Source organism: Flavobacterium sp. CECT 9288 (assembly GCF_918731615.1).
GTDB lineage: Bacteria > Bacteroidota > Bacteroidia > Flavobacteriales > Flavobacteriaceae > Flavobacterium.
The window spans coordinates 209,474-236,158 of sequence record NZ_OU957226.1 but is presented as its reverse complement, the minus strand read 5'-3'; the positions used below and the strand labels follow the sequence as shown (position 1 = coordinate 236,158).

The 26,685-nt window shown below is 32.6% G+C and carries 21 protein-coding genes, 1 tRNA gene and 1 pseudogene; 10 read left to right on the top strand and 13 right to left on the bottom strand.

Annotated elements, in window-relative coordinates; genetic code table 11:
* Positions 1-59: 59 nt before the first annotated feature.
* Positions 60-842: a DNA/RNA non-specific endonuclease gene (locus LQ189_RS01015; protein ID WP_370634830.1), complete on the bottom strand. Its 783-nt coding sequence runs from the start codon at positions 840-842 to the stop codon at positions 60-62.
* A 190-nt stretch (positions 843-1,032) separates the two neighbouring features.
* Positions 1,033-3,210: a carboxy terminal-processing peptidase gene (locus LQ189_RS01010; RefSeq protein WP_230153918.1), complete on the bottom strand. Its 2,178-nt coding sequence runs from the start codon at positions 3,208-3,210 to the stop codon at positions 1,033-1,035.
* Positions 3,211-3,418: 208 nt separating this feature from the next.
* Between LQ189_RS01010 and surE the strand changes: the two genes are divergently transcribed.
* Genes surE through LQ189_RS00985 form a run of 5 tightly spaced genes read left to right on the top strand, consistent with a single transcriptional unit; the run spans position 3,419 to position 8,272 of the window.
* Positions 3,419-4,201, top strand: a complete 783-nt coding sequence (surE, locus tag LQ189_RS01005) for a 5'/3'-nucleotidase SurE (protein ID WP_230153917.1) — start codon at positions 3,419-3,421, stop codon at positions 4,199-4,201.
* Positions 4,191-4,463 carry a hypothetical protein gene (locus LQ189_RS01000; RefSeq protein WP_230153916.1) on the top strand — a complete coding sequence of 91 codons (273 nt, stop codon included), beginning with the start codon at positions 4,191-4,193 and terminating at the stop codon, positions 4,461-4,463. The genes surE and LQ189_RS01000 overlap by 11 nt, the downstream gene beginning before the upstream one ends.
* Before the next feature lie 37 nt (positions 4,464-4,500).
* The gene (gene lpxB, locus LQ189_RS00995) at positions 4,501-5,613 is read left to right on the top strand and encodes a lipid-A-disaccharide synthase (protein WP_230153915.1); all 1,113 of its coding nucleotides are present in this window, start codon (positions 4,501-4,503) and stop codon (positions 5,611-5,613) included.
* Between the two features lie 52 nt (positions 5,614-5,665).
* Positions 5,666-6,172 (top strand): C40 family peptidase, encoded by a 507-nt coding sequence (locus tag LQ189_RS00990; protein ID WP_230153914.1) that lies wholly within the window; start codon positions 5,666-5,668, stop codon positions 6,170-6,172.
* Between the two features lie 60 nt (positions 6,173-6,232).
* A complete protein-coding gene (locus LQ189_RS00985; protein WP_230153913.1) occupies positions 6,233-8,272 on the top strand; it encodes a ComEC/Rec2 family competence protein in 2,040 nt (679 codons plus the stop codon).
* 11 nt (positions 8,273-8,283) lie between these two features.
* Here the strand turns inward: LQ189_RS00985 and LQ189_RS00980 are convergent, their stop codons facing one another.
* From LQ189_RS00980 to LQ189_RS00955, 6 genes and pseudogenes are all read right to left on the bottom strand, one after another.
* Positions 8,284-8,739, bottom strand: a complete 456-nt coding sequence (locus tag LQ189_RS00980) for a thioredoxin family protein (RefSeq protein ID WP_230153912.1) — start codon at positions 8,737-8,739, stop codon at positions 8,284-8,286.
* A gap of 111 nt (positions 8,740-8,850) precedes the next feature.
* On the bottom strand, positions 8,851-9,309 hold the full coding sequence (locus tag LQ189_RS00975) for a thioredoxin family protein (RefSeq protein WP_086452723.1): 459 nt from the start codon (positions 9,307-9,309) through the stop codon (positions 8,851-8,853).
* A gap of 52 nt (positions 9,310-9,361) precedes the next feature.
* Positions 9,362-10,873, bottom strand: a complete 1,512-nt coding sequence (locus LQ189_RS00970; RefSeq protein ID WP_230153911.1) for a peptide MFS transporter — start codon at positions 10,871-10,873, stop codon at positions 9,362-9,364.
* 3 nt (positions 10,874-10,876) lie between these two features.
* Positions 10,877-12,536 (bottom strand): annotated as a pseudogene (locus tag LQ189_RS00965) (peptide MFS transporter).
* 87 nt (positions 12,537-12,623) lie between these two features.
* Complete coding sequence (locus tag LQ189_RS00960; protein ID WP_230153910.1) at positions 12,624-14,315, bottom strand: peptide MFS transporter; 1,692 nt, start codon at positions 14,313-14,315, stop codon at positions 12,624-12,626.
* Positions 14,316-14,349: 34 nt separating this feature from the next.
* Complete coding sequence (locus LQ189_RS00955; protein ID WP_230153909.1) at positions 14,350-16,521, bottom strand: S9 family peptidase; 2,172 nt, start codon at positions 16,519-16,521, stop codon at positions 14,350-14,352.
* Between the two features lie 180 nt (positions 16,522-16,701).
* Here LQ189_RS00955 and LQ189_RS00950 point away from each other — a divergent pair, with 180 nt between their 5' ends.
* Together LQ189_RS00950 and LQ189_RS00945 are read left to right on the top strand one after the other, a co-directional pair.
* Positions 16,702-18,018 carry a hydroxymethylglutaryl-CoA reductase, degradative gene (locus tag LQ189_RS00950; RefSeq protein WP_230153908.1) on the top strand — a complete coding sequence of 439 codons (1,317 nt, stop codon included), beginning with the start codon at positions 16,702-16,704 and terminating at the stop codon, positions 18,016-18,018.
* 60 nt (positions 18,019-18,078) lie between these two features.
* The gene (locus LQ189_RS00945) at positions 18,079-18,993 is read left to right on the top strand and encodes a GYDIA family GHMP kinase (protein ID WP_230153907.1); all 915 of its coding nucleotides are present in this window, start codon (positions 18,079-18,081) and stop codon (positions 18,991-18,993) included.
* Between the two features lie 72 nt (positions 18,994-19,065).
* On the opposite strand, the gene LQ189_RS00940 is transcribed toward LQ189_RS00945, so the two are convergent.
* The 5 genes from LQ189_RS00940 to LQ189_RS00920 form a co-directional block, all read right to left on the bottom strand.
* Positions 19,066-21,162 carry a peptidylprolyl isomerase gene (locus LQ189_RS00940; protein WP_230153906.1) on the bottom strand — a complete coding sequence of 699 codons (2,097 nt, stop codon included), beginning with the start codon at positions 21,160-21,162 and terminating at the stop codon, positions 19,066-19,068.
* A 347-nt stretch (positions 21,163-21,509) separates the two neighbouring features.
* Entirely contained in the window at positions 21,510-21,713 is a 204-nt protein-coding gene (locus LQ189_RS00935) for a hypothetical protein (protein WP_086452715.1), read from the bottom strand.
* A gap of 11 nt (positions 21,714-21,724) precedes the next feature.
* Positions 21,725-22,240 carry an LPS export ABC transporter periplasmic protein LptC gene (gene lptC, locus LQ189_RS00930; RefSeq protein ID WP_230158595.1) on the bottom strand — a complete coding sequence of 172 codons (516 nt, stop codon included), beginning with the start codon at positions 22,238-22,240 and terminating at the stop codon, positions 21,725-21,727.
* Positions 22,241-22,309: 69 nt separating this feature from the next.
* Positions 22,310-23,560, bottom strand: a complete 1,251-nt coding sequence (locus LQ189_RS00925; RefSeq protein WP_230153905.1) for a hypothetical protein — start codon at positions 23,558-23,560, stop codon at positions 22,310-22,312.
* A complete protein-coding gene (locus LQ189_RS00920) occupies positions 23,557-24,288 on the bottom strand; it encodes a type III pantothenate kinase (protein WP_230153904.1) in 732 nt (243 codons plus the stop codon). The genes LQ189_RS00925 and LQ189_RS00920 overlap by 4 nt, the downstream gene beginning before the upstream one ends.
* A gap of 98 nt (positions 24,289-24,386) precedes the next feature.
* Between LQ189_RS00920 and LQ189_RS00915 the strand changes: the two genes are divergently transcribed.
* From LQ189_RS00915 to LQ189_RS00905, 3 genes are all read left to right on the top strand, one after another.
* Positions 24,387-24,459, top strand: a tRNA-Phe gene (locus tag LQ189_RS00915).
* Positions 24,460-24,783: 324 nt separating this feature from the next.
* On the top strand, positions 24,784-25,203 hold the full coding sequence (locus LQ189_RS00910) for a helix-turn-helix domain-containing protein (RefSeq protein WP_086452712.1): 420 nt from the start codon (positions 24,784-24,786) through the stop codon (positions 25,201-25,203).
* A 101-nt stretch (positions 25,204-25,304) separates the two neighbouring features.
* Positions 25,305-26,684, top strand: a complete 1,380-nt coding sequence (locus LQ189_RS00905; RefSeq protein ID WP_230153903.1) for a porin — start codon at positions 25,305-25,307, stop codon at positions 26,682-26,684.
* Position 26,685: the final 1 nt, after the last annotated feature.

Sequence of the window (26,685 nt, the reverse complement as noted above, 5' to 3'; positions counted from 1 at the left end):
TAGTAGTAGTAGTAGTAGTAGTAGTAGTAGTAGTAGTAGTAGTAGTAGTAGTAGTAGATTTAGTTAAAACTCCAATCTTTATAATCCTTGTTAGCTTCTAATTGATTTTCTAAACGATCCTCTAATTGAGGGAAGAAGTTAATTCCCGTGAGTTTTTCTATTGCATCTACAGAGACTACAAATTTGTATAATGGTTCATCACTTGGTTGATTAGGCATTAAAAAACCAATCATTTTCACTCTATTTCCAGAGCGATTCATTAATATTTTATAAAAATATTGAGGCACAGCGACCTTTTCTTTTCCAATAGTTTTTAAGGAATTGTTCAAAACACCTCCTGTCACTACATACACACCATTCTCTTTCACTGCCCAATACCTAACTTTTTGCTCTAATCTATTCCAAATACCGTTATTGAATTTCTTATCCTGAGGAGCTATATTTGAGGTTAAAAAAGTATCATTGTACGCTGACATTGAAAATTCCATGTCTCCTGCTGGACACAGATGCCCTTTATCATAATTAGAATTCTTGTAATTCCTCCAATCAGCAGAACCTGTTTTAACCTTAGCATCCTCAATAAAATAGGGGCGTTTAAAGTTATTGTTCTTTATGTAATCTTTCTTTAATTCATAAGCCACCCACTCTGCTTGTTCATAAATTTCATTATAAGAAAGAGAATAATAATTGTGCTTTACAATTGTATTTGTTGTTGATATTGGCAACAAATCATTTGTTGTATAACGTAATTCTGTTTGATTTACATCCTCAGACTTACTCCTCTTTTCGTATTCACTCTCTTCATTTGCAATGGGTACAAAACCATTTTGAGTATTTGACATCTCTTTTTTACAAGAAGAAAGTGTTGTAATAATCACAAAACACCCTACTACTATTCTACTGCTATTAAACCTCATACAACTTAGATAACGTTAAAAAACTAATTAAAATAAAGATAGGGAAATATTAAAAAGAGAGCATAAAAAAACGCTCAAAATTACTTTTGAGCGTTTTAGTAGGGTTGTTATAAAATTATGACTTTACAAGCTTGTCTTTTTTTACCTTAACCGGTAATACTTTGTTTGTAAAAGCTTTAGACTGTAAATCATCTAATACATTTAATGCTTCTTCTACATAGATATCTTTAGACAATGCTTCATGCCATCTTTCTCTTTTTTCTTTCAAAGAACTATCTTGATTCATAGCCTCAACTTCGTGTGGCAAAGAACTGAATCTTAAATCATTCTTATAATCAACAATTGATTTATACTTTTTTGCTTTTTCTTCAATTTGAGTTTGAGCAATTTTAAATTTAGTAATATTTAAACTGTAAATATTTTCCTCACTGCGTCCATCAATCCATTTTGCATTATCTTCAATCAATTGAAATTGTGGGTTCTGAGTAATTCTATTTTTACTATTCATTATTACTTGGGCAAAATTAGAATTATCATTCCATAATTGATAGCTAGTTTGATCAATTTTATCCCAAGGCATTGCGTTGTCAATATCCCTTTCACCCATTTTTAAATAAGAATAGCGATCTGGCATTACAATATCACTGTGTACACCTTCTAGTTGTGTAGATCCTCCATTAATTCTATAAAATTTCTGAGTAGTGGTTTTAATAGCCCCTAAATCTCCCACTGCACTATTACGTACAAGTGTATTCAAGTCATACACATTTTGAACAGTACCTTTACCATACGTTTGTTTACTTCCTATTACAATTCCGCGTTTGTAATCTTGAATTGCAGCTGCAAGAATTTCAGAAGCCGAGGCCGAGAAGCTATTTACCATAATTACAAGTGGTCCATCCCATTCAATTTTTGGATCCTTATCATACAAAACTTCTTTTTTACGTCCAGCCGATTTAATTTGAACTATAGGACCTTGCTCAATAAACAATCCTGCAATATCAACAACAGTAGACAAAGAACCTCCTCCATCATCTCTAACATCTAATACGATTCCGCTAACACCTGCATTTTTCAAACGGTCAACTTCAAGAGCAATATCTTTACCTGCATCTCTACCCTCTGGATTTTCAAAATCGATATAAAATTTCGGCAAATAAATAACCCCATATTTCAATCCATTTTTCTCAACCACACTTGACTTAGCGTATGTTTCTTCAATTTCAACTATATCACGAATTATAGAAACAATTTTAATAGTTCCATCCACTTTTTTAATGGTAAGACGTACTTCAGAACCTTTTGGTCCTTTAATTTTTTTAACCACATCATCAAGACGCATTCCTACAACATCGACAGCCTCTGCATCACCTTGAGCAACTTTCATAATTAAATCACCCGATTCTAGTTGTTTACCTCTCCAAGCAGGCCCACCAGAAATAAGTTCAGATATTTCAGTAAGATCATTTTTCTTTTGTAATCTTGCTCCAATACCTTCTAACTTACCACTTATACTTACATCAAAACGTTCTTTTTCTTCGGCAGCAAAATAATTCGTATGAGGATCAAAACGACCTGTGATTGCATTTATGTAAACTGAAAACCAATCATTACGATCTAAATCTTTTATAAAACTGAAGTACTCATCAAGAGATTTTAAAGAACTATCTCTTGTTTCTTTCTCTAATGTTTCAAAAGATTTTACCACATACTTATCGTCATTTTTCTTTTTATCTTCTTCTAACCTTTGTTTGTCAACCAATGAGGAAAGAGTTGACAACTTGATTTGTTTTCTCCATTTATCATTTAATTCGGTAAGATTTTTAGAATAAGGTGCCTTCTCATAATCAACATTGAAGCTCTCGTCAGTTTCATAATTAAACGGTTTACTAAGCACTGATTTGTAAATTTTAGTACTCTCGTTCATCCTTTTGATCAAACGATCGTAGGTAAGATTAAAAAAACTTAAATCTTTATTCAATAATTGATCGTCTAACTGCAGTTCAAATTTTGAAAACTCATCAATATCAGATTGCAAGAAAAAACGTTTTGAAGGATCTAATGCTACAATGTAATCCTTGTAAATGCCCTTGGAAAAATTATCATCAATTGTAGCAGGGCTGTAATGTCCTTTCTCAATAACAAAAGTCAATAACTCTAGTAGTAACTTATCTTTTTCAGGATCATTACTTTTTGAGCTTTTGATATTAAATGCAAATAAAGCCATCGAAATACACGCGACAACAATTAATATTTTATAATTTCTTTTCATAAAGTGAAGTATAGTATTCATGAATTTTTTTATTCTAAGATACGGTAAAAACCATGCCATATAAAGACATGATGCCATAAATTTTTGTTAAAGATATAAAATGTTTTATTCTAATGAAATGAAAGTTCAATTGATATTAAATTTTTACATTTAGTTCAGTTTTTACCAGTTTCAGTCATTACATTTGTTATTAATTTAAATAAATATTCTTTTTTTTAATTTTAAGTAAATGAAAAAAAACAAGCCGCTGATACTTATTACTAATGACGATGGCATATCGGCACCGGGATTGAGAGCTTTAATAGCTGTAATGCAAGAAATTGGCGAAATTGTTGTTGTAGCACCCGACAAGCCTCAAAGCGCTATGGGACATGCCATTACCATAAACAGCACCTTATACCTAAATAAAATATCCAAAGATTCAGACGCCTTTTTAGAATACAGTTGCTCTGGAACTCCAGTAGATTGTGTTAAACTTGCCGTTAATGAAATCTTAGAAAGAAAACCGGATCTTTGTGTTTCTGGAGTAAATCATGGTTCAAATTCATCCATCAATGTTATTTACTCAGGCACTATGAGTGCTGCCATGGAGGCAGGAATTGAAGGAATACCTGCTATAGGATTTTCACTTTTGGATTATGATTGGAATGCAAATTTTGATGCCATCAAAACCTTTATTCGTAAGATTGCGCTACAAGTTCTTGAAAATGGATTACCCGAAGGTGTATTACTGAATGTTAATTTCCCAAAACTACAAGAAGAAAACATAAAAGGAATACGAGTATGCCGACAAGCAAAAGCCATTTGGGTAGAAAAATTTGACAAGCGCAAAACACCTCAAGGCCGAGATTATTACTGGTTAGCTGGAGAATTTGTAAATCAAGATCATGGAGAAGACACTGATGAGTGGGCACTAAAAAACGGTTACATATCCGTAGTACCAGTACAATTTGACTTAACAGCATATCATGCCATTCAACAACTTAACACCTTTTCATGGAATGAAGAATAAAGATATACTCATAGGATTTATAATAGGCCTTTTGACTACAGGTTTAGGCAGTTTTATTTTTATGTATTTTTTTACAGATTACCATTTTATTGCGGGCATTCAAATCTTACAATCTCAAGGGAATCTTGGAAAAATAATCACATTAGGCTGTGTTTTAACGCTGGGAGCATTTGGGGTAGCTCTAAAATTAAACAGAGAAAAAATCGCGCAGGGAATTGTGTTTTCAGTTATTGCTTTAGCCATTTTAACCTTAGTAATATAAAAACAGAATTCATTTTTTAAATTTAGATTTTACAACCATGAAATATTACATAATTGCAGGTGAAGCCTCTGGAGATTTACACGGCTCTAACTTAATGAAAGAGCTTCTCAAAAAAGATCCACATGCAGAGATTCGTTTTTGGGGAGGTGATTTAATGGAGAACGTAGGCGGTACCTTAGTAAAGCACTATCGCGATCTTGCCTTTATGGGTTTTATTGAGGTTGTATTCAATTTAAAAACGATTTTAAACAACATTACCATTTGTAAAAAGGACATTCAGAACTTCCAACCTGATGTGTTGATTTTTATAGACTACCCTGGATTTAATCTCCGAATTGCAAAGTGGGCCAAAAAACTAGGAATCAAAACACATTACTATATTTCTCCTCAAATATGGGCTTGGAAAGAAAGCAGAATTACCGATATCAAAAGAGACATAGATAAGATGTATGTTATATTACCTTTTGAGAAAAAGTTCTACGAAGAAAAACACCAATATCTAGTTGACTTTGTGGGACACCCCTTGATAGATGCCATTCAAAACAAATCGAATGTTAGTGAAATTGATTTTAGAAAAGAAAACAATCTGAGTGACAAACCAATCATAGCAATTCTTCCTGGAAGTAGAAAACAAGAAATTACAAAAATGCTGCAAATCATGCTCAGTGTTTCTAATGATTTTCCTGAATATCAATTTGTAATTGCTGGGGCTCCTAGTCAGGAATTCTCTTTTTATACCCCATTTATAACACAAAGTAACATCCAGTTTGTAGCAAATAAAACCTATGATTTATTACAAAATGCTACAGCTGCTTTAGTAACATCAGGAACAGCTACGCTTGAAACGGCTTTATTTAAAGTACCGGAAGTAGTATGCTACAAAGGCAATTGGATATCTTATCAAATTGCAAAAAGAATCATTACATTAAAATACATTTCATTAGTCAACCTCATTATGGACGAAGAGGTAGTTACAGAACTAATTCAAGATGAATGCAATTCCAAACGCATCAAAGAAGAGTTGTACAAAATCTTGAAAACCGAAAAACGCAATACTATTTTAGAAAAATACATACTTCTTGAAAAGAAATTAGGTGGTCGTGGTGCCAGTGAAAAAACAGCAGCTTTAATTGTAAAAGATTTATTTTAAATTGAACTTCATAACTTCATACACATTAATAAAACAACTACTAAGATTCAGTATGACAATTGTTGTTATTATGATTTTTAGTTACAGTTGTGCACCTAAAAATTATAGTTCAACGTCGAAAAAAATTGGTTATAAAGAAATCAAATCTTCAACTGATAAAAAAAAGATTGAAAAAATAGTCCAATCGGTGGTAGAAAATGCTCACAAAGCACTTGGATCTCCCTACAAATATGGAGGAACTAATACAAAAGGTTTTGACTGCTCTGGATTAATTATTACCCTATTTAAACAACAAGATATTATTTTACCACACAATTCACTCCAATTATCCAAAACTGGAATAGTTCTTAATGCAAAAAAAGACAAAGTCAATAAAGGAGATTTAGTGTTTTTTTCAAATAGCAAAAATAAGACCATAGACCACGTGGGCATTGTAATTGATACCTCTGATGAGGAAATTAAATTTATTCACTCCTCTACTTCAAAAGGTGTAATTGTATCCTCTACTAAGGAGCCTTACTATAAAAAGAATTTTGTTCAAGCCAATAGACTTTTTTAATTTTACAATTTTCTTACTAAAAAACAGCTCTTACTTGTTTAAAATGTGTACTTTAGAGTTATGAAAGTGCTGCATTTCCCACTGATAAAAATTACAATTGGTTTTATAATAGGACTTATTTTGTCTCATTATATTTTTTTGCCCACAAAATATATTTTTTCAGTAATACTACTTTCACTTATTGGATTAGGAGTACAATACTTTTTTCTCAAAAAAAATAAAAAAGCAGCACCATTATTTGGGATAAGTATATTGTTTTTAGCAGGATTAATTGGAGTTTCAACGCAACGCATACATTCTGATAGTTTCAAAGAGAGTCACTATTTACAAGTTAAAAATGTATTCCAACAAGAAAAAACATATACATTAATCATTAGAGAAAAATTAAAAAAAACTTCATTTAGTGATCGGTATGTAGCAATACTCACTCACATTAACAATGAAACTAAAACAGGTAAAATAGTCCTGAACATTAATAATGACAGTATCCAAAAAGCATTAAAAGTAGGTAATATAATTCAGTTAAAAACCTCAATACACCCCAACACTTCACCCAAAAATCCTTATCAATTTGACTATGGAAAGTATTTAGAGAACAAACATATTTATGGTCAAATATACACATCAAGTAACGCCATAAAAATTGCAAAACAATTAAAAAAGGATCTTTGGTATTACTCGGATGCATTAAGAACACGCATTTTAAAAAACTTACAAAATAATAATTTTAACGATGAAGAACTACAAGTTGCCATGGCACTCATACTTGGGCAACAACAAGACATCGCACCAGATATAATTAAAGACTATCAATATGCAGGTGCTGTACATATCCTATCCGTTTCGGGCCTTCATATAGGTTTCATACTAATGTTTATGACATTGATTTTAAAACCTATACCAAACAACAAAAAAGGTTCATGGCTAAAACTATTTATTATATTAACATCACTTATTTTGTTTGGTATACTTGCTGGATTAGCACCATCAGTGGTACGCTCTGTGACAATGTTCTCTTTTATTGCAATTGGAAGCCATCTTAGACGCAGCGTAAACATCTATCATACCTTAATCGTTTCCATACTAATAATTTTACTTTTTGAACCTTCATTTTTATTTGACGTAGGATTTCAACTAAGCTATTTAGCGCTATTTTTTATAATTTGGCTACAGCCAATGTTAAACCTGTTATATCAACCAAAAAATAAATTAACAAAATATTTTTGGGATATTTTAACCGTATCATTTGCAGCACAAATTGGCACCCTTCCATTAAGTATTTATTATTTCCATCAATTTCCAGGACTCTTTTTTATAACCAATCTAATAGTAATACCATTATTAGGGGGAATAATGATAATTGGGGTTCTCGTAATGCTTGGCGCTGCTTTATATGATGCACCACAATTTTTATCTCAATTGTTTGAATGGAGCATCTATTTTCTAAATAAAATCATCCATAGTATTGCCTCCTATGAACAGTTCATCATTAGAGATATACCTCTGCACTTATTCATGCTACTTAGCGCTTACGCCTCTATAATTTGTATTGTACTTTGGGTTAAAAAACCAAATTTCCATAAATTAGTTGGAGTGTTGACCTCAATTATAGTAATGCAAGGAGCGTGCATCTACACCCGCTGGCAAGACTCAAAAAATAGCGAATTAATTGTTTTTCATTTACCCAAGGAGACGTTAATTACTATAAAAAAAGGGACTATTTGCGAGATATATAGCAACACTAACAAAGAAAACAAAGTAAACAAAGCAAAAAGTAACTTAAAAACATACCTATTGAGTACTAATGGTATTATAGAAAAAAAACAGTCTTTGAGGAACTTCATCTATTTCAAGGGAAAAAGAATTTTTGTATTAGACAGCGCTAATCAACTTATCGCAAATATAAATCCCGATGTTTTGCTATTAACACAATCAACAAAAGTAAATTTAGATCGTGTGTTACTGGAGTTGAAACCCAAAATGGTTGTAGCAGATGGATCTAACTTTAAGTCCATACAACAAACTTGGAAAAAGAGTTGTGACAAACAAAAAATCCCTTTTCACATGACTCATGAAAAAGGATTTTATAGTATTAAGTAACTAAGAATTAATTATTCTTCAGTTACTCTTAAAAGTGCTGTAACATCAGCTAACCATGCCTTTACCCCTCCGGTTTTGTAAACCATTTTACCTATCAACTGGTAATTAATCTTACCTTTTCTAGAACTAGCTCTTGCAAAACATATTGAAGGAATAACATCCACACCAAAAGCGCTTTTTAAATTTAAGTTGCGATCAATATATTCATTTTCATCACCTTGGGTAAGATCAATTTTAACAATCACTACGTTATCCCTAGACCATAAAGCAAAATCAAGAGTATTTAAAACCTGAGAAAACAACAGGGTATTTGAGGCATTTTTATCTGCAAATAACAATAATAAAGGCTTGTTTTCTTTATTACTAATTTCAATAGCAGCATTTACATCTGTTAACCAATTCAAGGATTGGGCATTCATATTAAAGCTATACAAAAGTATAAACACAAAAAGTAAATTCTTAATCATAATGTAGGTCTTAAAAAGTTTTTATAAAAATAACAAAAAAACAGAATAATCAACAATAAAAAGAAGATTTATATTCAATTAATCTTTACAAAACAACAAAACCTTACCAAATTACTTTTTTAAAATTTTATTAGCTTCTGTTAACCAGGCTGCTGGTCCTCCGGCAACATATCCCGTACTTCCTAAACCTTCAAAATTAACCTTACCATCAACTGTTTTAGCATTTACAAAATGTACTGTTGGAAAACCTTGTATACCAAAAGCCATTTGCAATTCATTATTCTGTTTTTTAATTTCCTCTGTTTGGGTAGACTTTCTAGGAAAATCAAGTTCAACCAAAACTACATTATCATTTGCCCATTTTGAAAATTCAGGTGTTTTAAGTACTTCTTTTTGCAACCTAATACACCAGCCACACCAGTCACTTCCTGTAAAAAACAACAACATCGGTTTTTTGGTTTTGGTTGAAACTTCCATTGCCTTGTTAATATTAGTTTCCCAAACCAACTCTTGTGCTTGCGTAGCAACTGAAAAAGTTATCAGCAAAAGCGTAATTATAATTTTTTTCATTGTGTTTTATTTTTTACAAATATATTCAAAAATAGTACCAAAAAAATAGCTGCTACTTTACTTCCTGCATTAATTTTTTAATGAGTGGCGAACTTAAAATCAAAACTAAACCTGCAATTAAAGCATAAATCCCCAATTGGTAATACCCATCAGCATATACGTAAAGTTTGTCTAGGTTGGATGCATTTTCAGATGCTTCTGCAATATTTGCACCTAATATTCCAGCAAAATACTGCCCATAAGCACTAGCTAGAAACCACATCCCCATGATTACGGCTTGTGTTTTTTGTGGAGACAGTTTAGTCATTGCTGACATTCCTATTGGTGATAAACACAATTCTCCAAAAGTGATGATAAACCAACCTAAAGTAAAAACTCCTAATGAGGTTCTTCCGTTTAAATCAGCAAAAAATTTAGTGTAATAAAATATCCAAAAACCTCCAGCAAGAAATACAAAGGCCAAACCAAATTTAATAACTGTATTAGGTTCTATCTTTCTTTTCGCCATCCACAACCAAACCAATCCCACTAATGCTGCAAAACCAATAACAAAAAACGAATTGGCTGCATTGTTTACTCCATTTGGACTTAATTCAACTCCTAAAATATCATTGTTTAAATTATTTGCAGCAAATAAGCTTAAAGAACCTCCACTTTGCTCAAAAAAAGCCCAAAAGAAGATTGAGAAAATGATAAACACTAAAGCAGCTAAAAGCTTTTTATTTTCTGCTAAAGAAAAATTCTTCATTTCATAGAACAAATACAATATAGAGGCAGGACCAATAAAAATCATAAAATAATCAGTATACTGGGTATTTGCAACCATGATTATAATTACTGGAATAATACAAAGCGAACCTAAATATGTTGCAATTTCAAGATTTTTTTTCTTTGATTTTTCAATGCCCATTAAGGGAGAAAGTCCTATTGGGCCTAAACTTTTTTGAGTTTGAGTAAAGGTAAGCAAGCTTATAATCATCACAACCGCGGCAAACCCAAAGCCTACATTCCATCTTAAATTTTCTGGAACTAAAGATTGCCACATAGAGCCTTCGGCTACAGCAATACAAATATAACCACCAATCAATGCTCCAAGATTTACACCCATATAAAAGAATGAAAAACCAGCATCTCTGCGTGGATCGTCATTTTTATATAACTGTCCCACCATTGATGAGATGTTGGGTTTAAAAAAACCCGTTCCAACAATTGTGAAACCCAAACCAATAAAGAACAAATTCTTAGGATCAATGGCCAGAATAACACTTCCTACAATCATTAAAATTCCACCCCAAAAAAGTGACTTTCTTAAACCTAAAATTTTATCAGCAAATAATCCTCCAATAAATGTAAAGGCATATACCCAAGCTTGAGTAGCACCATATTGCAGGTTAGCTACCGTTTCATTCATAGCTAAATGATTCACCATGAATACCACGAGCATACCACGCATACCGTAGAAACAAAACCGTTCCCACATTTCGCTAAAAAATAAATACCACAATTGTTTTGGATACTTTCCTTTAAAATTTTGAATTTCTTCTAATGACTGATTGATTTCCATACCTTAATTAATTCCGTGGTCTTTCATTACTTTATTTAAATTTTTAACTAAAGCAAACATTAAAAGTGTAGCAAACATAAGTAAGGCAAAATTAACCCAAAAGAAATTAGCCTTATCGTCATATTGATCCCACATACTTGCCAAGACTCCAGATAATTTATTTCCAATGGATGTAGATAAAAACCATCCACCCATCATTAAAGCAGTGATGTTTTTAGGAGACAATTTAGAGACAATTGACAATCCCATCGGACTAAGAAATAATTCTCCAATAGTTATGATTCCGTAATTTGCAACAAGCCACCATACAGATACTTTTTCCATTCCGTTACTACCAATGTGAACAGCAGCAATCATTACCAAAACAGACAATGCCGATATTAACAATCCGAATGCAATTTTTGTTGGTGTTGAAGGTTCTTTTTTTCTGCTTCGTAAAAACGTAAAAAAAAGCAACAACAAGTGGCGTCAAAATAATAACCCATCCTGGATTGATAGATTGACTCAAATTTGTAGCCCAAATAGAAACTGTTGAACCTTCTTGAGGTGTTTTACTTTTTGCTACATTTCTAAAATATACTGGATAATCTACAACTTTTTTAACGGCACCGTTTTCTTTTTGCAATCTAAAACTAGCATCGTACAATTCTGTTGAGTCCTTTTTATATTCAATGTCTTTAGCTAATTTTAAATTACTAAAAACAACTTGTGTAGTACCTGTAATTTCTCTATCAGTATATCTATCAGCCCAAGTTGTTAATGCCGACCCATTTAATTTAAAAACAGCCCAAAATAAAATCACTACTGCAAATATGGAAAGTAATGCACCAATTGGTCTTTTCTCTTCAGGTTTTGCTTTAAAATACAAACTTCCATAAAAGTAAATTACAGGCAGACAAGCAAAAATAAATGCATCAGTACTATCAGATCCAAAAATAGAACTGTCTAAATTCATCTCAGATTGTACCCCTTTGATTAACCAACCTATCACCCCAAAAACTACCGATGGAACTAAAATGTACAATACAATTTTTGAAAAAGGCATATCCCCTTCTTGAATTCCTTTCTTTTCGGTTTTATCACCATAGTGCTTAGTTCCCAAAAGAAAAACTATTACACCTATAAACATTCCTAAACCAGCAGCCATAAAAGCATACTGCCATCCTAATAAAATTTGCAAAGCCGCACCAAAAAAGTTGCAGATAAAAGCACCTACATTTATCCCCATATAGAAAATATTGTATCCTTCGTCTTTCTTTTCTTTATATTGATCTTCGTTATAAAAATTACCTAATAACGTTGAAATATTAGGTTTGAAAAATCCGTTTCCTACAATTACCAAAGTCATGGCAAAATACAACATCGGCAAACTATGAATTCCCATCATAAAATAACCGGCGCCCATCATTATACCACCCATGACGATTGACTTTTTATATCCTAAATATCTGTCGGCAATTAGTCCCCCAATAAATGGAGTTAAAAATACCAAAGCAATGAAAGTTCCATACAAATCAGAAGCTTCTTTCTCCGTCATGGCAAATCCAGCCTCAACATCTTTAAGATATAAGGTAAAAATTCCGATCATTAAATAATAACCAAAACGTTCCCACATTTCGGACAAAAACAAATAAGGCAAGGCTTTAGGATGACTTTTCCACATAATAATACAATTTAAAAAAACAAACCTACAAGTTCACAGTGGCGAATTGCAGGTTTGAAAGATATACAACTATTTTTTAGAAATTAATTAACGCACACCGTGCATCATTTTTTTGATTACTGGCGTTAAAGCAAATAATATTACTGCTGCAACTCCTGTTAAAACAACAAATACCATAAAAAATTCAAATAAATTATGAATTTCAAAACCAGCAAAAACAGGATTAGTTGGGCTAATTTGATTTTTTTCTAAAAGAACCAACTGCTCTGCTGATGGTGTTATTGTTTTGTCTAAAACTCCTTGTAAATTAATACCTAACTTTTCTGCTTTCAAAAATTTGTCTCCGGTAGCAGGCATAATTGAACCTAAAGTTCCCGACAATGCATAACCAGCAGCATTTGACAAGAAGAAAACTCCAAATAATAATGAAGCAAAACGTTTTGGCGACAATTTACCTACTAATGACAAACCAATTGGAGATAAACACAATTCAGCAAAAGTTTGAATTAAATACAAAAGAATTAACCATTTGATAGCTAATAACCCGCTATTTCCTAAATCTTTAACGTTATAAGCAATAATAAAATAACTCAAGGCAATCAATCCTAAACCAATGGCTTGTTTTACTGTAGACAAAGGTTCTTTCCCGTTAGCTCTTAATTTATCCCACAAAATACTGAATGGTAATGCAAAACCAAAAACAAAAATTCCATTAAAAACTTGAACCATTGAAGCGGGCATTTGCCATCCAAACATGAAAGTTCTATCTGTTTGATTTGCTGCAATAAATGTTAAAGAAGAACCAGCTTGCTCAAATGCAGCCCAGAAAAATATGATAAAGAAACCAACGATGTAAATAACAAAAATTCTATCTCTTTCAACTTTAGTTAATGAACTGTCTGATACAATAAGTCCTGCAAGAGTTAATCCACTTGCATAAATGATTGGATAAATAATTGTTTTAATAAAATTGTCTCCATCTAACAGAAATCTAAAAGCAAAAAACAAAGCTACAAAAGCTATAAAAGCTCCAATTAATGATTTTGTTGAGAAAACAGCTGTTTGTGATTCCCCTTCTTCGTAATCTGAATTATCATTGTATTTTGGCAATCCCCCAAGTGGCTTACCTTCTGGAGTAACTACATATTTATTTTTCAAAATGTAAAAAACCGCTGTACCAATTAACATAGCAACTGATGCTGCTAAAAATCCCCATTTAAACGCGTGAACATTTTGCACTCCATTTACAACTTCATCCCCAAGGTAAGGACAAATTGTTTGACCTAAGAAAGCTCCTAAGTTGATACCCATATAAAAAATAGTAAAAGCTGTATCCAATTTTGTCTTTTCTTGTTTTGGATACAAACTCCCAACCATAGAAGAAATATTTGGCTTAAAAAAACCATTTCCAAAAATTATAATACCTAGTGCTGACCACATGAGCATATTTGCTAAACTCAAATTAGAACCAAAAACTGAGGCACTGGTAAACAATAAAAATTGCCCCACAGCCATCATCAATCCGCCAAGTAAAATACAATTTCTGTTTCCAAAAAATCTATCGGCAATAAATCCACCTAACATAGGAGTTAAATAACACAGTCCTAAAAATCCACCGTAAATCAAGGAAGCATCTTCTTCTTTCATCATCAATGAATTTACCAAAAACAAGGTTAAGATAGCTCGCATTCCATAGAAATTGAATCGCTCCCACATTTCGGTTCCAAATAATACCCAAAGTCCTTTTGGATGTCCTGTTTTTACTGCTGTTTCACTCATTTTTATTAATTTGGTTTGTTTTTAATTATCGCTTTTATAAATTCTCTTTAATGAAATTTGTCATTTTTGTATACAATTGAACTCTAGTTTTACCACCATAAATTCCGTGGTTATTATCCGGATATATCTGAGAATCAAATTGCTTATTGGCTTGTATCAAAGCCTCCATCATTTGCATAGCATTTTGAACGTGTACATTATCATCTCCAGATCCATGAATCAACAGGTACTTTCCTTTTAATTTATTCACGTGGTTTATAGGAGAATTATCATCATATCCACTAGCATTTTCTTGTGGCGTTTGCATGTAACGCTCTGTGTATACACTATCGTAAAAACGCCAGTTGGTAACAGGTGCCACAGCAATTGCCATCTTGAAAACATCATTGCCTTTTAAAATACAATTTGAGGCCATAAAACCACCATAAGACCAGCCAAATATACCAATTCTAGATTTATCTACAAATGAATAATTTCCTATTACTTTGGCAGCATCAATTTGATCCTCTACCTCATACTTACCTAGCTGCAATTGAGTCACTTTTTTAAAATCGGCTCCTTTAAAACCGGTCCCTCGTCCATCAACACAAGCCACAATATACCCTTGTTGTGACAACATCATGAACCAGTAATCATCTGTACTGTTCCATTCATTATTTACTTGTTGAGATCCTGGACCCGAATATTGGTACATGAATACTGGATATTTCTTGTTTGGATCAAAATCTTTTGGTTTTATAATCCATGCATTCAATTCTATTCCTTTTTCTGTTTTCAACACAAAAAACTCTTTGTTAGGCAGATCGTATTTCTTTAATTTGGTTGCAAGAGCCTCATTATTTTCTATTACTTGAATTTGTTTTCCAGCCTTGGCTTCATTTAAAGTATAAGTAGTAGGCTGCGAAGCGCTAGAATATGTATTGATGTAGTATTGAAAATTTGGGCTAAAAGTAGCTGCATTAGTACCTGTGTTTTGAGACAGTCGTACTTTTCCTTTGCCATTAAGCAAAACTTTATATACATCTCTATTAATGGAACCGTTTTCTACAGATTGATAAAAAACCGAATTAGTCTTTTCATCATATCCATAATAATTAGTTACTTCCCAATTTCCATTGGTAACCTGATTTTTTAAACTTCCATTTTTGTCATATAAGTAAATATGATTAAAACCATTTTTTTCACTCGTCCAAATAAAACTATTGTCTTTAAGAAAAGTCAAATTATCAGTAACATCAACATAGGCTTTGTCCTTTTCATTCAAAACTACTTTTGTAGTTCCAGATGTGGCATCAACAAAAATTAAATCTAAATTATCTTGATGACGGTTTAAAACCTGAGCCGAAACAAGATTACTGTCATTTGTCCATTTTAATCTGGCAATATAAAAGTCATTATAATTGTCCAGCTTTATATTTTTTACTGCATTTGCATCTACATCATAAATATGTAAAGATACTACTGCATTTTTTTCACCTGCTTTTGGATATTTAAAGGTTTGCATTGTAGGATATAAATCTTTAGCAAACATAGACATAGAGAATTCAGGTACTTTACTTTCATCGAAACGAATGTAAGCTACTTTTTTACTATCAGTACTCCAGTCAAAAGCTTTCACAAAAGCAAATTCTTCTTCGTAAACCCAGTCTGTAATTCCGTTTATGATACTATTTTTTTGTCCGTCTGTTGTTATAGCAGTAGATTTAGCAGTAGCTAGATCATAAACATACAGATTATTCTCTCTAGCATAAGCAATTTTTTTTCCATCAGGTGAAAAGGTTGGCTCTTGAACTTGAAAATCAAAAAGTTTTTTCAACTTTTTTGTAGTTATATCGTACAAATAATAATCGGCTGTAAATGAATGACGAAAAATTTGATTGGAATTACAAGCCAGCAATATCATTTTTTCTGAAGCATCAAAGGAATAACTGTCAATTCCGCTTGCCAGCTCATGATGTAATTTAGTATCAATTAAAGTTGCCGTTTTCTTTAAAGTCGCAAAATCATACACATCAATTTGCATACTCCTAGATTGCATATCTACGTTTAAAACAGTGTATTGATTCGTATTTTTTAAGGATTGCAATTCATCCATTCCTTTGGTTCGAAAGGTACCGTTGTACATTTCATCAATGGTTATTTTTTGTTGTCCAATAACCGAAAAACAAATAAATAAAAATAAAGCGATATAATTTTTTGAATACATACTATTAAATTAAGGATAAAAAACCGTCAATTTTAGTGAAAAAATTACAATAATCAGTTATTTTTTATGTTAAATGTAAAAACCGCTTACCAAAACTCACTCCTATTGAAATGATTTAGATTGCAAATAAAACCGCTAATAACGTATCTTTGCAGTATAGTATACCCTAATCAATTGAGAATGAACAAGACCATAAGTGGATTTTCAAAATTATCAAAAGAAGAAAAAATCAAATGGATTGCAACAGAATATTTCTCCAATCCATCTGAAGCAATTGCGGTAATTAAAAATTATTGGAACAACGATGAAAAAATTCAACAACTTCATGATGAATTCATAGAAAACACGATTACAAATTTTTACATCCCCCTTGGAATTGCTCCCAACTTTTTGATAAACGGCAAGTACCGCACCATACCAATGGCTATTGAGGAAAGCTCTGTCGTAGCAGCAGCATCCAAAGCTGCCAAATTCTGGGCTACACGAGGAGGTTTTAAAACCACGGTTATCAATACTGAAAAAATTGGCCAAGTTCACTTTATATTCAAAGGTGACGTATCTAAACTAAGCCTATTTTTTGCACAAAACAAAAATAAATTTTTCTCCGAAACAGAGTCTATCACCGCTAATATGCAAAAACGCGGCGGTGGAATTACCGATATAATTTTAAAAGATAAAACTGATTTATTACCAAACTATTACCAGTTACATGCTACTTTTGATACTAAAGATAGCATGGGTGCTAATTTTATAAATTCGTGTTTAGAACAATTTTCCAAAACCTTAAAAGAGGAAGCACAACATTATGATTTATTTTCAACATCAGAGAAAGATATTGAAGTAGTGATGAGCATTCTTTCGAATTACGTGCCAAATTGTATTGTAAGAGCTGAAGTTTCATGTCTTGTTGCTGAATTAGAGGAAAAACAAATACCAAACCCACAGGTATTTGCAGAGAAATTTGTACAAGCTGTTCAAATTGCCGAAGTAGAACCATACAGAGCAGTTACTCACAACAAAGGAATTATGAACGGAGTGGATGCCGTTGTACTGGCTACTGGTAATGATTTCCGTGCGGTTGAAGCAGGAATTCATGCCTACGCTTCCCGTAACGGAACTTATTCGAGTCTTTCACATGCCAAAATAGAAAATGGAATTTTTACTTTTTGGTTGGAGATTCCTTTGGCCTTAGGAACCGTTGGCGGATTAACATCACTGCATCCTCTTGTAAAACTCTCTCTAGAAATGCTAGAAAAACCCTCTGCACAAGAACTCATGCAATATGTTGCAGTTGCAGGGTTAGCACAAAATTTTGCGGCCATACGTTCTTTAACCACAACTGGTATACAGGAAGGCCACATGAAAATGCACTTAAACAACATAATCAATCAATTTGAGGCCAGTAATGAAGAACGTCTTTTGATTCAAAATCATTTCAAAAAGAATGCTGTTTCTCATAGCGCTGTAGTTTCCTTTATTGAAAACTTAAGAAAATAAGATTGATTTTTGGTTTTCCTATCAAAATTAAAAACCTTGATTTGGATTAAAACAATACTGATGAAAAAAACATTTTACAGCAATGGTAAACTTCTAATTACTGGAGAATATCTTGTTCTTGATGGCGCACAAGCCTTTGCATTGCCTACCAAACAAGGACAAAATCTTTGTGTAGAAACAAGTAAAAACAATGAAATAGTTTGGACAAGTTATGACTTTGACGGTCAAATATGGTTTCAAGACACCCTTTCATTTTCTGATATTACTAATGGGACTAAGGATCAAACGGAATCTGTAAAAAGTACACTTACCACTATATTACACGAAGCTTATAAATTGAATCCTGAATTCATTCTCAATGCTAATGGATACACAGTTACTACTGAACTCAGTTTTTCCAAAAATTGGGGGCTAGGGACGTCATCTACTTTAATTAACAACATTGCCCAATGGTTACAAATTGATGCCTTCACGTTGTTAAAAAACAGCTTTGGAGGTAGCGGATATGACATTGCTTGTGCACAATTTGACACGCCTATTCTTTTTCAGATAAAAGATGGTAATCCAACCGTTAAACAAATTGAATTCAATCCTGAGTTTAAAAAAAATATTTATTTTGTGTATCTCAATAAAAAGCAAAATAGTAAAACAGCTATTGCAGCCTATCAAAAAAATAAAAAATACAACCTAGCCGAAACCATTGCTTTAAATGACCAATTGACAACAGCTGTTTACAACGCTCCTGCTCTTTTGGCATTTAAATATGCATTAACGCAACACGAAACCCATTTGAGTTCCATTTTAGAAACTACAATAGTGAAAGATACTTTATTTCCAGATTTTGATGGTGTTGTAAAAAGCCTTGGCGCTTGGGGCGGAGATTTTATAATGGCAGTATCAGAACATAACCCAACCGCTTATTTCAAGTCAAAAGGATATGAGACTGTAATTCCTTATGAGGAGATGATCTTGTAGTTCATCATTTATATTCATAAAAAAACCCGATACTTTGTCAGTATCGGGTTTTTTATATTTGATCAGCTTGGATTAGTAATTAAAATCCATTCTGTTATCTTCAATTTTTGCGTTTTCTTTAAGAGCAGGAATAACTCTATTAGCATCTGATGCACTTTGAGTTTTAAGCTTTGTAACATAAGCAGCATGGCTTTTTAAGGCTGGCGCTTTTACAACTCCTACATTTTTTACCACATAAACTCCTGTATTACCTTCAATTGGTGCAGAAAGTTTGTTAGTTGCTATTGCAAATGCATTACCTACTACTTTTGGTTCTGGACCTACGCTCGGCAACATGGTATTTTCCATAGTTAATCCTGTAGCTTGCTGTACTGTTCCTCCCACTGCTTTTGCAATAGCTTCAAGAGAAGAACCATTCATTTTAGCTTTGATTAATTCTGCTTTCTTTTTGTTTTTCAAAATAGACTCAACGTAAGGTCTTGCAACAGAAACTGCAATTAGTCCAGAATCGTCAATGCTTTTCAATTTAGCAATAACGTGCCCAACATTAGCAACCTCAAAACGTTTTACATCACCAACTTTTACTCCTTTTTCAAAAGCCCAACGAACAATTGTTCTTTGATTTCCAAGAGAACCAAAATTCTCATCTAATCCTTTTACAGAAACTGCAGGAGCAACTTTTAATCCTAATGTTTTTGCAACTGCATTAAGATCTTTATCAGCAGCATCCATTTCTAGTTTTGTAGCTTGCGTAAATATTTTATCAGCAGTAGCCTCAGAAGCCTCTACTTTTTGAGCAACAGTTGCTAAACGAATTCCGTCTTGTTTATCAGTAACTTTAATTACGTGGAAACCAAATTCAGTTTCTACTAAACCTACTTTACCAATACCATTACTAAATACAAAATCATTAAACGGTTTTACCATTTGGTTTGGACCAAAGTAACCTAAATCACCACCTTGTTGCGCAGAAGAGTCATCAGAAGCTGTAAAAGCTAACATCATAAAACTATCTGGATTGGCCGAAACTTGAGCTAAAATACTTTCTGCTTTAGCTTTTGCTTCCTCTTTAGTTCTTTTTTCTTTTTGATTTGGAACTTGAGAACCTTCATATCCTATTAAAATATGACTTGCCTTAACATTTACAGCAGCTCTCTTACCTAATGATTTTGACAAACAAATGTATTTACCAAACATATAAGGTCCGTAAACAGCACCAGGAGCAAGGTTAAACAATTTATCAGCATCTACAGCTGGTAAATCTTTTTTAGCAATGTATGTAGAGTCATAAGGAATATCTGAATTTGAATTTACAAACTCAACCACATTTGCAGTAGTTCTAAATCCTGGCAAAGTATCATTTTTACCTGTTTTTTGGTTGTAGACAACACTACCAGATAACAACCCATTGATTCTAGTTTTAATTTCGGCTTCATCAGCAGGTGAAGCTTTGTCTTCAATTAAAACATATTCTACTTCACGAGATTCGTCAGCTTTGTATTTTTTCTTGTTTTTATTCATAAAGTCAACAATTTCTGAATCAGAAATTTTAACTTCACTATCTTTAATTGTTGAATACAAACCAGCAACATAAGCAAAATTTACTTTGTTAGATTCCATTTCGTACTTCAACTTACCTTCGCTATCCGTTGTAAAAACTGAAGCTTTGATAAGCGTGTTGTACAATTGAAATTTAGCATTCAAATCAGCATCTTTTTCTCTATCTTTTAAAAACTGAGCTTGCTCTGGATTTGCTTTAAAATATTGTTTAAATTTTGCAACATCAAAAACGCCAGCAGCATTTAAAAACAATGGATTTCCACCAATGTTTTGATCCGCTTTAAAAACCTCTAACAAATGTTTTTCGCCTACACGCAATCCTAGTTTTTCAAACTCAGATGTTAATAAAGCAACAGAAACCTCTTGATCCCATACTCTATTTGCAGCTTGTGTAGAAGTAATGCCTTGACCACTTTTTTCAACATTACTAACTTTAACTCTAAAATCTTCAAATGAAATGTCTTTTCCATCAACACTACCTACATCTTTTGAAGTACTACTAAAACCACCACTGTTGAATATATCACCTATGATAAATGCTAATAAACAAAACCCAATAACGAGTATCAAGAGAAGTGAACGTTGTCTAATTTTTTGTAAAACTGCCATTTTATTGTTGTTAATTTTTATATTCAGTTTGCGAAAATACAATTATCTAATTAATAATTATACTAGTAGCCTTTTATTTTGCAAGAAAATTTGTTTTCCCAATAAAATAAAGCCTTCAAGCATTATTTAGTATTTTTAATTTAACTTAAACCAATGATTTTAGAGGGTTTTAAACACTTTTTAAGGCTTTTTTCATGATTATTTAATCTTTAAAATAAACATTAAATTAGATCTGAAAATCACTTAAAACTAATATTACCAAACCTAAAACCGTTCTATTTTATTGAAGTTAAAACCCTAATTTTACCAAAGAAAGCTATCTTGACAAATAAACAAACCAAGTGCTTTTATGGTTTCATATTTTTATTTCTCTCTTCAAATTTTTTAGCAAATCTACGTCTGAAGAAAAACATAAATACTGCAAAAGCTGCAATAATGAAATTCAACCAAGCTTCACCAAGAGCTGGATTATTAAGTTTTTTAACTCCATCAAAAATAAGATAGGCTGCAAAAAGTAAGTAAATGTATTGAGTGTATTTAAAATATTTCATGATGATAAGTTTTATTCTTCTGTTTGAACCTCTCCCGTTATTTTTTGTGAATTAATGATCTTAAAGTCTTTACTAAAATCTATTCCTTGACCGTTTGAAACGCCTTTGGCACCTGATAATTTAAACTTTCTTTCGGTAAAAAACCATTCGTTTTTTTGGTCAAAATACAATTGCTCTGTTTCTAATTTTTGACCGTCTTCGGTGAAGATTTTTACGTTTCCTTGCAAATCAATCATATTAGTAACTTTGTAAGAAACTGCATATTTTGATTGAATAAACGTTTTTTTTCCTTTCTTGTCATACAATGTTACATCAATACCTTTTGGGAATTCAGTGAAAGGAAAATCAACGGTAGCATAATCTAGCATTTTTGGACTTACTAAAACCGCGGTAATTCTTCCCGAATCAGTATATTTTAAGTCTACTAAATCAGCATCACTACTAGGTACAAACTCAGAGAAATTGATTTTTTGAATGTTTTTAAAATTACTTTCGCAACTTACAAGTGCAAATACACAACTGCCCATGGCTGCAAATTTTAAAAAAAAACGTTTCGTAATTGTCATATACCGCTATTAAGAGCAAAAAAAAGAATCCTAGTAGAATTTTCTTCTTTCAAACCATTTTTCATTAAGAGAAAAACCAAAACTAACATTAGCATAATTTTCTTGAATCAAATTAGCTTTTGTAGTTCCTCTTTTTCCCATTTCAAATCCAATGTTTACATTTGAAAAAGTTCCGTTAAGTGGCAAACCTACACCAAGTGTAAGTCCCATGTCATTAATAGATTCTGTATTAATAACAAGACCCGTTTTTTCATATCTTAAACCACCTCTATACACAATACGTTTTGCATAACTGGTAAAAGAATTGTATTTTGGGATGTAATAACCTCCAAGCGCTACACTTCCATATTTTCCGTATCCTACATTAGCGTTGTTATTGTATTCATTGGCTTGACCAGAAGTTTTTCCGTACTCAATTGTACCTCCTAAAAGCCATTTTCTAGACTCTCCAATACCTCCACCTAATGCTATTTTACTTGGTAAAATTAAATCAGTAGCCGAATTAATATCAGCCAAAACATCAACAACAGCAATATTAAAGTCTGAATTATACAATGCCGTGGCTATATTTCTAGAATTATTAGACCTCAAATTACTCTCTATAGTATACGTTAAGCTTGTGTAAGCATTAATTTTCTTATACAATTTGGTTTCATACATCATTCCAACACTAAAATTAACACCTGATAAATCAGCAGTGTTTAACTCACGAGTTCCAGTAGCAACATCATTCACATACTGAAAACTATTAGTTTCAATTTTTCCAAAATTATAACTCACATCAGCTCCTATATTAAATTTGGGAGCCACTTTATAACCTAAACCAACGAAGGCCTTATTCATGCCGCCTTTACCATCAAAACGACTATTAGTTGCACCCACTTCAGTAGAAGTTGATTGTACTTTGTATCCTACAGATGAGTATGGTATTAAACCAAAACCTAGTCCAAATTTACCCATTGGCAAACCAACAGCTAAGTAATCTATAGTTGTTCTTGTTGCATTTGCAGACTTTGAAACGCTTTTTAAAGCTGTAGTTCCATAGGTTCCACCAAGTGCTACACTTGTATATTTCAAATTAGCATAACTAGCCGGATTTTGCAAATTGACATGAATACTATCCTGCTCTACTGCTACTCCAGCCATGGAACGATATTCATGGGCGCCTCTAAACCTTACTTGACCTATACCGTAAAAAGAATATGGAGATGCCGATCCTTCTTGTGCGAAAGTTGCTATTGAAAAAAACAAGCAAGAACTTATTAAAATTTTTTTAATCATTTTTTGATATTATAATGGAATTTTCGATTCAAACTCTCCAAAAGGAAATTTGAATTGGCAAATATGGTATTTTTTAATCGTTTAGCCAAAAAAACTGTATCGCCGCCCGTTAAAATTATTATAAAATTTGGATACTTCAACTTGTAATCTGCTATGAATCCATCAATTTCATAAACCAATCCGTTAACAACACCGGAATGAATGGAACTATTAGTAGAATCGCCTATAAGCTCCTTAGGATTTTCGAGTGTAAGCAATGGCAATTTAGCAGTAAAATTATGCAAGGATTCGTACCTCAATCTTAAGCCAGGTGAAATAGCACCTCCCAAATAATGATCTTGTTCATCTATAAAATCATAGGTCACACAAGTACCTGCATCAATAACCAGCCTGTTTTGTCTAGGAAATTGCAACACAGCTCCAGCCGCCAAAACCATTCTATCAATTCCTAATGTTGCTGGTGTTGCGTATTTATTTACAAAAGGAAACTCTTCTTCACGAGTTACGAAGTGTATTTTTAATTTAGATTCAAGCTTTAAAAAGGCAATTTCATCAACAAAACCAACTGACGAAACTACAACTTGAATGAGCAAAGGATATTTTTTTAAAATATTTACACAATTTTTTTGAAGCTCCTCTTTAACAAATACAAAAACCTCTAGAAGCATATTCCCCTCAAAGACAGCCGCTTTAATCCTTGTATTGCCCACATCTATAACTAAAACCATAATTCAATATTTACGATCACGAAGATACAAATTCATTTTTTTTAAAATTTGTTTTGGAGAAACAAAAAATGATTCTATATTTGCACCCGCAATAGCAAGGTACCTTAGCTCAGATGGTAGAGCAATGGACTGAAAATCCATGTGTCCCTGGTTCGATCCCTGGAGGTACCACAAAACCCGAATAGAAATATTCGGGTTTTTTGTTTTATATGCCTCTCAAAAAAATTGAAAACAAGTTTTTACTTTTTTTAAACATTCAGCAATACCAATAAACTATTCTTCACAACACCATAAATCTATTTGTAACAATTTTACTATTGATGCATTGAATCTTCCATTTTTCAAAATCACTTTACAGCCAAAACCTTATTTTACTGATAATACAACAACAATTCATTGATAAAAATAGACAGTTTGTAATTTTATTTGATATTTTTTATTTTATTACAAATATAGTAATTGCTAATTTACTATATTTATGCAAAATTTATATACATGGAGATTTTAGCCTGTCCAAAATGTCAAGAAACTCATATTACAAAAAGTGGCATCATCAACAATAAACAAAGGTACTTGTGTAAAAAATGCAAGTATTTTTTTACCGTAAATAAATTGGGTAAAAAAATAGACGACTACTACGTAACTAAGGCCTTGCAACTTTATCTAGAAGGCTTGAGTTATAGAGAAATTGAACGCATCATAGGAGTTTCGCATGTTACCGTTAGCAATTGGGTAAAATCTTTTAATATCAAAAAACCATCTCATACCAACTACCATCCTACTTACAAAATTTTAAATCACTTAGAATTAATAGAATACATAAAGAAAAAAGAACTTATATCCGGCGCAGGAATGATTATTACAGAGCTAGGTGATAAATTCATGCTAATAAAATGGGAGCGTTTCAAAGATTAACTATAGACTTTACACAAAAATATATCTAAATTTTTTTTCACAATAAAAAAATAGAATTTGGCACTTTATTAACCAACCATTAACTAACCAAAATTTTATTTATGAAAAAAATATTGTTTAAAGCGTCGGTCCTCTTACTATCGCTACAAGGTTTTTCACAAGGATCCACAGAGTACGGTGGAGGCTTGAAATTTAACCTGAATGAAGATGGGTCAAAATTCATGCGTGTTATAGCGTGGAACCAGATCTGGATGCGCTCCTCTGAGATGAATCCCGGAACAATGATTGGTGGCGAAGCAACATCAACAGCAACAGACATAGGAAACAGACGTTTGCGTTTCCTAGCTTATGCACAAGTTTCTAAACGATACATGATTTTAACCCATTTCGGGATTAATAACCAAACCTTTACCAATGGCGGCGCAGCAGGAACATCTGGAACAGGTGGTTATGGCGCAGGTAAAAAACCAGGTTTGTTTTTTCATGACGCTTGGAACGAATATGCAGTAGTTCTACCTGAAAAAGACAAAAAATTTAGTATGTCACTGGGTGCAGGATTGCATTACTACATGGGACTATCTAGAATGACCATGGGATCGACTTTGAACTTCTTAACTATAGACGCTCCTATTTTTAACTGGCCATTAATAGAAAACTCAGATCAATTTGCTAGACAAGTGGGACTTTTTGCCAAAGGTAAATATGGCAAACTAGAATATCGCTTGAGCTACAATAAGCCTTACGCTACAAACCTTGCTCCCGTTAATACCACAAATGTTGCAAACGCAGTAGCGGTTGACAATAGTGGCTTGACAAAATGGTCTAAAGCAGGATACTTAGAATATCAATTTTTAGAGCAAGAGGCAAACGTACTTCCTTTTAAAGTAGGAAGTTATTTAGGTACTAAAAAAGTATTCAATCTAGGTGCAGGTTTTTACACAGCTCCAGATGCTACTAGATCATTGGTTAACAACACCATAAACAAACACGATATTACCCTTTTATCTGCTGATGCTTTTATGGATTTACCTATTGGAAAAAAAGAAAAGAAAATGGCTGTAACTGCATACAGCGTATTATATGATTATGATTTTGGACCTAACTATCTTCGTAATGTGGGTATTATGAACGTAGGAACATTAGACCCTAATTTTACGGGGAACAGAGCAATTGCCGGTCCTGGAAATGCGCAGCCTACAATAGGTTCTGGAACTATCTGGTACACTCAAGCAGGTGTTTTATTGCCTAACAAAGAGGCGAAACCAAAAGTGAGAATCCAACCTTTTGGAGCAGTCACTTACAAAGACTTTGATGCTTTAGCGCAAACAAGCACACAATTTGACATAGGATCAAACTTTTTCCTTGACGGACATCACGCTAAAATTACAGCACAATATTCAACTAGACCCGTTTACACTTCGCTAACAAACAAATCTGGGTCCTTAGGAGAGTTTGTAGTACAACTTCAAATCTATTTATAAC